The organism is Streptomyces sp. NPDC051677 (assembly GCF_044453465.1).
GTDB lineage: Bacteria > Actinomycetota > Actinomycetes > Streptomycetales > Streptomycetaceae > Streptomyces.
Window position 1 is genome coordinate 307,285 of record NZ_JBITCT010000004.1, and the last position, 6,438, is coordinate 313,722.

Here is a 6,438-nt window from a genome sequence, read left to right on the forward strand (position 1 = left end):
TGTCCCCGCTCTTCGTGCCTCAGGCGCTGTGGACGCCCACGTCGTACAGCGAGTATCCCCATTCGGTGCCGCGGTCCAGGCCGTGGATGCGGACGTAGCGGGCCGGGGCGCCGGTGAACCTGGCCGTGTCCAGGCCGCCGTCGCCGGAGGCGGTGGACCAGGCGGTCGTCCAGTTCACGCCGTCCGTGGAGAGTTCGATGCGGTACGACCTGGCGTAGGCGCGCTCCCAGTCGAGGGTGACGCGGGAGACCAGGTTGGTGGCGCCCAGGTCGACCTGCCACCACTGGTCGTCGCTCCAGTCACTGGCCCAGCGGCTGTCGTCGTCGCCGTCCACGGCCCGGCCGGGCTGGTAGCTGGTGAACGGGTTGGACTCGGCGGAACTGGCCGTGGCCGTCCGCCCCTTGGCGAGGTCGACCGAGGCCTGGTGCCGCTCGGTCGAGCCCCAGGTGCCGAGGTAGGACTCGGCGCCCCGGAAGAGGTCGTTCACCACGTCCTGGCCGCCGACGAGCCGGATGTCCTCGATCCAGTCCGGGATCATGCCGACCTGGGCGCCGCCGTCGGTGTTGAAGTCGAAGGTGCGCTGTCCGACGGTCTGCTTGTCGATGACGGAGCCGCCGTCGACGCTCCTGAAGGGGTACGTCACCTTGTTGGCGGCGTTGGCGCCGCGCGGGGCCGGGTGGTCGCCGATGCCGTTGAAGTCGGTGCCGAAGCCGTAGCCGACCTTGTACTTGTCGCGCAGCGCGTCCGTGCGCTTGGCCTCCGCGGCGAACGCCTGCGAGCCGTGCATGTACTGGGCGACGAAACCGCCCAGCGAGTAGACCCGCTCGGTCCAGTTGAGGTCCATCCAGCTGTGCGAGGAGAGGACTCCGGGGTAGGACGCGGCCTCGAAGATGTCGAGCGCCTGGCCGGTGGCCTTGACGCTCATGTGGTCGATCTCCAGCATCATCTTGCGCTTCATCATGCCCCGCACCGCGTACTCGCCGAGCGCGGTGAGCCCACGGGTGTTGCACTGCGCGTCCGCGTCGTACGTGGGGACGTCCGTGCCCGCCGGCAGGTCGGACTCCGCCGCGGACGCCGCGGTGCCGATGGGGTTGTCGTGCTGCGGCCCGGTGCACTTCTCGGTCTGCCAGAAGGTGCCGGTCGACAGGAACTGCCCGACGTTGATGGCCGTTCCGAGGCCGCCCTCGTCGAAGCGGACGCCGCACAGCGCGTTGTCGAACTTGTGGCACAGGAACATGCTGCGCACGCCCAGCCCGTACAGCTCGTCCAGCCCCTTGTCGATGTCGGACTTGCTGCACTGCGCGATGTCCAGGATCTGCTTGCAGCCGAACGGCTCGGAGGTCTCGACGCCCAGGACGACCGCGAGCTTGCCCTGCTTGACGACCTCACGCGCCTGCGCGCTGTCGAGGACGATCCGGAACCAGCCCCGGCCGGCGCCGCCGTACTGCTTGTCGATGTAGGCCTGCAGGTCGTAGGCCAGCTTCGCCTGCAGCCGGATCGAGGTCATCTCGTCGCAGCTGCGGTCCTTGAACGGGTAGACGGAGCAGATCATGCCGTTGGTGACGAGGTCGTTGACGAGGACCCGCTGCCCGCCGCGCCAGGCCCGCTCGACCCACGCGTAGTAGTTCGCCTGGTGGGTCATCGAGTCGTAGGCCGGCCAGTCCTTGAAGGTCGGCCAGCCGACCGGGTCGTGCTTCCCGTCGCCGCCGTGGGTGATGTAGTCGAAGATCGCGAGCGTGCCGTCGGGGTAGTGCTCGGGACAGTCCTTGAGGGCGTCGGCGACGCCCTCCTCGGAGAACACCTTGCCGCAGATCAGCCGACCGCCGAAGGCCTCGTTGGAGAACAGGTGGTTGTGCGCGTCGACGAACCCGCGCACCTCCCCGGCGGAGTCGGTCCCGGTGAACGGCTCGCCCGTGACGTTGATCCCGGAGTCGGGGGTCGGCCTGGCCGTCGGCGTCCACCAGTCCGCGCCGGCCGCCGAACTCGGCGTGGGGCCGAGGACCGTGGCGAGCACGAGGAGGAGCAGCGAGACGACGGTGACGTCTCGGCGTCTGCGGTACGGGCGTCCGGTCGGAGTCACAGCCCACGTCCCTCGGTTCGACGGAAGGCGCGGTCGACGAGGGCGTTTTGACTGCCCATGAGGTTGTCATGACCGGCGCAAGATGGTGGGACGAGGATCGCGACAGACTCCGTTCCGAGTCAATAGTCCGGGACGCTTGACCTGATGAGTGCGGGCGCCCGACGTAAACCCCCCGAGCCCGCCTGCCGGTTGCACAGCGCAAGTCGATGCGCTTACACGTTCAGGTGATGATCCCCCGGAGCGGGCCACGGCCCTCCAACTGGCCCGTATCCAGGGCATATGGACACTTCGCGTGCATCTGTAGACGCCGTTCCCGCAGACCCCGCAGACCCCGCTGACTCCTCGTCCCCGGAAACCGGCTCGCTCTCCCGCCGGCTGTTCACCGCGGCCACGGCCTCGACCGCCGCCGCGCTCACCGTCGCGGCCCCGGCCACGGCCGTTCCCCGACAGACCGGCTGCCCGCCGAAATCCACCGCCGACTGGGCGACCTGCCTGGCCGTCGCCCGAGCACTCCTGGTGGTCGACGAGAACGACCGGCCGCTCGTGCCGGGATACAAGAAGGTCCTCGACGGCGGCCTGCCCCGGGCGAGGACGAAGACCGCCAAGAAGGTGCTGGTGATCGGCGCCGGGCCCGCCGGACTCGTGGCCGCCTGGCTGCTGAAGCGCGCCGGGCACCACGTCACCCTCGTGGAGGCCAACGGCAACCGGGTCGGCGGCCGCATCAAGACGTTCCGCACCGGCGGACACGAGCACGCGGCGCAGGCGTTCGCCGACGCGGCACAGTACGCGGAGGCGGGCGCCATGCGGCTGCCCGGCAGCCACCCGCTGGTGATGGGCCTGATCGACCAACTGGGCGTCAAGAAGCGCCGGTTCCATCTCGTGGACGTCGACGCGGACGGCAAGCCCGTCAACAACGCCTGGCTGCACGTCAACGGCGTCCGCATGCGTCGCTCCGAGTACGCGAAGTCCCCGCGCAGGATCAACCGGTCCTTCGGCGTGCCGCGCACGTTCTGGGACACCCCGTCCGGGACCATCCTGCGCGAGGCGCTGGACCCCGTGCGCAACGAGTTCAGCACCGTCGGCTCCGACGGGAAGCGGGTCGACAAGCCGCTGCCGGAGCGGGTGCGCGGGTGGGCGCGGGTGGTGCAGCGGTTCGGGGACTGGTCGATGTACCGGTTCCTGACCGAGGAGGCGGGCCTCGACGAACGGACCATCGACCTGGTCGGCACACTGGAGAACCTCACCTCCCGACTGCCGCTGTCCTTCATCCACAGCTTCATCAGCGCCTCGCTGATCAGCCCGGACACCGAGTTCTGGGAGCTGGTCGGCGGTACGGCCACCCTCCCGGACGCGCTGCTGAAGGAGGTCGCCGACGTGCTCCGGCTCGACCGGCGCGCCACGCACATCGAGTACTGGGCGCCGGACCGCCAGGGCAACGACAACACCTCGCACGTGCACGCCGACGGACCGCACGTGTGGATCGACACCGTCTCCGAGGGCCGCGACAGCCCGGTGGTGCGCGAGGAGTTCACCGCCGACCTCGCGATCGTCACGGTGCCGTTCTCGGGACTGCGGCAGGTGCAGGTCAGCCCGCTGATGTCGTACAAGAAGCGGCGGGCCGTCGCGGAGCTGCACTACGACAGCGCGACCAAGGTGCTGCTGGAGTTCAGCCGCCGCTGGTGGGAGTTCACCGAGGACGACTGGAAGCGTGAACTGCACGCCGTGCGGCCGGGGTTGTACGAGGAGTACCGGTCGGGGAAGGCGCCGGCCGACGGGAGCCTGCTGGGCGTGCACCCGTCGGCGCCGTCCGGCCACATCACGCCGGGGCAGCGGGTGCACTACGCCGCCAACCGGTGGGCCACCCGCGATCAGCCCGAGGCGGCGCACATCGTCGGCGGGGGCTCGGTCTCCGACAACTCCAACCGGTTCATGATCAACCCGTCCCATCCGGTCGCCGGCAGCGAGGGCGGCGTCGTCCTCGCCTCCTACAGCTGGGCCGACGACGCGTCCCGCTGGGACTCCCTCGACGACGACGCACGGTATCCGCACGCCCTGCGCGGACTGCAGCAGGTCTACGGCCAGCGCGTCGAGGTGTTCTACACGGGCGCGGGCCGCACCCAGAGCTGGCTGCGCGACCCGTACGCCTACGGGGAGGCGTCCGTGCTGCTCCCCGGCCAGCACACGGAGCTGCTGACCGCCATCCGCACGGTCGAGGGCCCGCTGCACTTCGCGGGCGACCACACCTCGGTCAAGCCGTCGTGGATCGAGGGCGCGCTGGAGTCGGGGGTGCGGGCCGCGCTGGAGGCGCATCTGGCCTGAGAGCCCGAGGATCTCGAGAACCGAGAACCCGCACAGTTTTGAACGCGTTCAAATAAGGGGTAGGGTCCTCTTCTGACAGGGAGGGGACCCTACTCATGAAGATCGTGCTGCCCGGTGGGACCGGACAGGTGGGAACCGTTCTGCGCCGCGCGCTCACTGCGGCCGGACACGAGGTCGTGGTGCTGAGCAGGCGGCCCACGGGCCGGGGCGAGCCCGGGGGCGAGGTCGCGTGGGACGGCAGGACCCTCGGCCCCTGGACGGAGGCGATCGACGGCAGCGACGTCGTGGTCAACCTGGCCGGCCGCAGCGTCAGCTGCCGCTACACCCCCGTCAACCTGAAGGCCATGATGGACTCGCGGGTGGACTCGGCCCGGGTCGTGGGCGAGGCGATCGCCGCCGCGGCGCGGCCGCCGAAGGTCTGGCTGCAGATGAGCACCGCCACCGTCTACGCCCACCGGTTCGACGCCCCGAACGACGAGGCCACCGGCATGATCGGCGGCAGCGAACCCGGCGTCCCGGGCTACTGGGGCTACAGCGTCGACATCGCGACCGCCTGGGAGCGGGAGCAGGAGCAGGCCGACACCCCGCACACCCGCAAGGCAGCCCTGCGCTCCGCGATGGTGATGAGCCCCGACCGGGGCGGGGTGTTCGACGTCCTGCTGCGGCTGGCGCGGCTCGGGCTCGGCGGCCCGGTCGCGGGCGGCGCGCAGTACGTGTCGTGGATCCACGACCACGACTTCGTCCGCGCCGTCGAGTTCCTCGTCGCCCGCGACGACCTCGCCGGACCGGTGAACCTGGCCGCGCCCGCTCCCCTCCCCCAGCGCGCCTTCATGCGCGCCCTGCGCCGCGCCTGGGGAGCCCCGGTCGGCCTGCCCGCCACGAAGTGGATGGCCGAACTCGGCGCCTTCGCCCTGCGCTCGGACACCGAACTGCTCCTCAAGAGCCGCCGCGTCGTCCCCGGCCGTCTGCTCGACGCGGGCTTCTCCTTCGACCACCCCGAGTGGCCGGAGGCCGCCGCCGACCTCGTACGACGGGTGCGCATCCGCTGACGGCCCGCCCGACCGCCCCCGGGCCGGTGCTTCTTCGTGCGGCCGCTTGTCTTCGTGGGGCCGCGCGGACGCGCACAGGGGGTCACGTCCGCGCGGCTGTCCTGAGCGGCGGGGCGTCAGCTCGTCGCGCGCACCGCGTCGCGGATCAGATCCGCGACCTCCTTCGGCCGGGAGACGGCGACGGCGTGTGAGGCGCCCTCGAGCTCGACGACCGTCGCCCCGGCCCGCTGGGCGCCGAAGCGCTCCACGTCGGGGTTGATCGCCTCGTCCGCGGCGGCGATCAGCGCCCAGGACGGCTTGGTCTTCCAGGCGGCCGCGGCGGCGGTCTCCTCGAACGCGGCGGCGGCCAGCGGGCGCTGCGCCGCGGCGAGGATCTTGGTGACGCCGGCGGGCACGTCGGCGGCGAACACCGACGGGAAGGCGTCCTCGGCGATGGTGACCTCGACGGCCGGGTCGCCGCCCGGCACCGGGTACGTCCATTCCTTGAGGTTGCTCACCAGCGGCGACAGCGGGAAGCGGCCCTGCAGCTCACCGAGGCTCTCGCCCTCCTCCAGGACGTAGGCGGCGACGTAGACGAGGCCGACGACGTTCTCGGCGGCGCCGGCGACGGTGATCAGGGCGCCGCCGTAGGAGTGGCCGACGAGGATCACCGGGCCGTCGATCTGAGCGGCGACGGAGGCCACGTACGCGGCGTCGAAGGCCAGTCCGCGCAGCGGGTTCGGCGGTGCGATCACGGGGATGTCGTAGCCCTGGAGCTCGGCGATGACGCCGGACCAGCTGGCGCGTCGGCGAACGCGCCGTGGATCAGGACGACGGTGGGCGTGGTGGTGGTCATGGCTGTGCTGCCTCCTGGGGTCAGACGTGCAGGGCGTCGTGCAGGGTGCCGACGGCCAGGGTGATGGCGGCTTCGGCGGCGTACGTCGAGCGCAGGGCGTTGAGCATCACGAAGTCGTGGATGATGCCCTGGAAGCGCACCGCCGTGACGGGCAC

General features: G+C 71.2%; 3 protein-coding genes and 2 pseudogenes. 2 read left to right on the forward strand and 3 right to left on the reverse strand.

What is annotated here, in order from left to right; all coding sequences use genetic code 11:
* Positions 1-19: 19 nt before the first annotated feature.
* The gene (locus ACIBAF_RS07120; protein WP_399462110.1) at positions 20-2,080 is read right to left on the reverse strand and encodes a discoidin domain-containing protein; all 2,061 of its coding nucleotides are present in this window, start codon (positions 2,078-2,080) and stop codon (positions 20-22) included.
* Positions 2,081-2,359: 279 nt separating this feature from the next.
* Here ACIBAF_RS07120 and ACIBAF_RS07125 point away from each other — a divergent pair, with 279 nt between their 5' ends.
* A complete protein-coding gene (locus tag ACIBAF_RS07125; RefSeq protein ID WP_399462111.1) occupies positions 2,360-4,399 on the forward strand; it encodes a flavin monoamine oxidase family protein in 2,040 nt (679 codons plus the stop codon).
* Positions 4,400-4,494: 95 nt separating this feature from the next.
* Positions 4,495-5,448, forward strand: coding sequence for a TIGR01777 family oxidoreductase (locus ACIBAF_RS07130; protein WP_399462112.1), 954 nt, complete (start codon positions 4,495-4,497; stop codon positions 5,446-5,448).
* A gap of 116 nt (positions 5,449-5,564) precedes the next feature.
* Here the strand turns inward: ACIBAF_RS07130 and ACIBAF_RS07135 are convergent.
* Positions 5,565-6,283: pseudogene (locus ACIBAF_RS07135) on the reverse strand (alpha/beta fold hydrolase).
* A 20-nt stretch (positions 6,284-6,303) separates the two neighbouring features.
* Positions 6,304-6,438, reverse strand: a pseudogene (locus tag ACIBAF_RS07140) (esterase); the annotation flags it as partial.

Coding starts and splice junctions, on each gene's coding strand:
- ACIBAF_RS07125 (WP_399462111.1), top strand. CDS start 2,360: ATGGACACTTCGCGTGCATCTGTAGACGCCGTTCCCGCAGACCCCGCA.
- ACIBAF_RS07130 (WP_399462112.1), top strand. CDS start 4,495: ATGAAGATCGTGCTGCCCGGTGGGACCGGACAGGTGGGAACCGTTCTG.